The organism is Microbacterium ureisolvens, from assembly GCF_015278315.1.
In the GTDB taxonomy this organism is placed as follows: Bacteria; Actinomycetota; Actinomycetes; order Actinomycetales; family Microbacteriaceae; genus Microbacterium; species Microbacterium ureisolvens.
Map to the genome: position 1 here is coordinate 1 of NZ_JADIJE010000032.1, position 1,521 is coordinate 1,521.

Annotated in this window: 2 protein-coding genes; one reads left to right on the plus strand and one right to left on the minus strand. The window is 65.5% G+C overall.

Annotated elements, in window-relative coordinates:
- Positions 1-274: 274 nt before the first annotated feature.
- A complete protein-coding gene (locus IM767_RS20525) occupies positions 275-493 on the plus strand; it encodes a hypothetical protein (protein WP_109212383.1) in 219 nt (72 codons plus the stop codon).
- 93 nt (positions 494-586) lie between these two features.
- Here IM767_RS20525 and IM767_RS20530 read toward each other — a convergent pair.
- Positions 587-1,521: alkyl sulfatase dimerization domain-containing protein (locus IM767_RS20530; RefSeq protein ID WP_277925040.1), on the minus strand; the 935-nt coding region annotated here is incomplete at its 5' end.

The following is a 1,521-nucleotide window of genomic DNA, read 5'->3' on the forward strand; positions in this document are numbered from 1 at the left end:
CAAACTGGTCCACACCCTGCACGAGACAGCCGAACCCGCCCGCCCCGAGCTCTACCTCACCGCCTGACCCTCAACCACCCCAGGCAACAGCAGGAATGACACCACACGACGGGACTTGACCAGACATGCCGGAGCAGGCCGCATCCGACTCCACGCAGGGGAGGGCGCGCTTCACGCGTATGGCTGACCTCGGCATCTTGATAGGCGTCGGCACCGCCGTCACGCCGGAACGTTGTCGAGCGGGGCATCAACGAAATCACCGCCGAGCGTCCTCATGGATCGCCTGGCCGACCTACGCCATGGGTATTGCGATATTGCGCTGGCGGTATTCGGGATCAGTCTGATCATCCGCTCACGGCGGATCTTCGAGCGCTTGCGGGTCAAATCCGAGGAAGACGGCGCCGATCTTCGCCGCTGGATGATTGTCGCGCTGGGTGCCGTAGTGCTTGCCACGGCTGCCACGTCCGTGTGCATCGCAGTCTCACCGAGTTGACCGACGTTCGAACCTTCGTCGCCCTGCCGGTGGACGCGTCCACCTGTCCGGCCTAGGGATCGGTCGACAGGGGTTGCTGGCGCGCCGCTCGGCTCAGGGTGTGACGATGTTGAAGTTCGGGTCTCCCGGATCGAGCACCGACAGCAGTTGTGTGAGCACTGCAGCGTCGCCGCGGGTCTCGATCCCTTCTGACTGCGTGTCGCCGCCGGCCAGTTGGATCAGGCGTGCCTTGGTCAGGGTGAGGCGCAGTGGCGTCTCGTCCGAGGCCTCGCGCTCCACGTAGGTGAGCACACCGTTGCCGAGGGTCAGGTGGAAAGTGCGGCCGAGGTCGGTGAGTGTGACATCGATGTTGAGCGACAGATCCCACGCCTTCGGGCCGTCGACCTGGATGGCCACAGCGTCGAACAGCTGCTCCGGCGTCAATTGCGCCACGATGAGCGGCGCATTGGTCACCGTGGGTGTGCCGAAGTTGCCCTCCCGCAGCTCCGTGACGCCCGAGAGGAAGAAGTTGCGCCACGTGCCGTTCTCGGAGCCGTACGCCAACTGCTCCAGTGTGTCGGCGTACAGCGTGCGCGCACCCGTGTGACCCTCGTCGGCGAACACCGCGTGATCCAGCAGTGTCGCCGCCCAGCGGTAGTCCCCGGCGTCGAACGCCTCCTGCGCGAGCTCCACGACACGGTCGACGCCGCCGATCGCTGCGACGTACCGGTCGGCGAGCGGCTTGGGCGGGTGCGGCCACAGCCGGGCGGGGTTGCCGTCGAACCAACCCATATACCGCTGGTAGATCGCCTTGACGTTATGGCTCACCGACCCGTAGTAGCCGTGGGTGCTCCAAGATGCCTCAAGCGCTGGCGGCATCTGGATCATCTCCGCGATCTCAGCGCCGTTGTACCCCTTGTTCAACAGGCGCAGGGTCTGGTCGTGCAGGTAGCCGTACAGGTCGCGCTGAATGCCCAGGAACTTCCGGATCTCCGCGTTGCCCCAGGTCGGCCAGTGGTGCGACGAGAACAGGACCTCGGCCTCGTCAC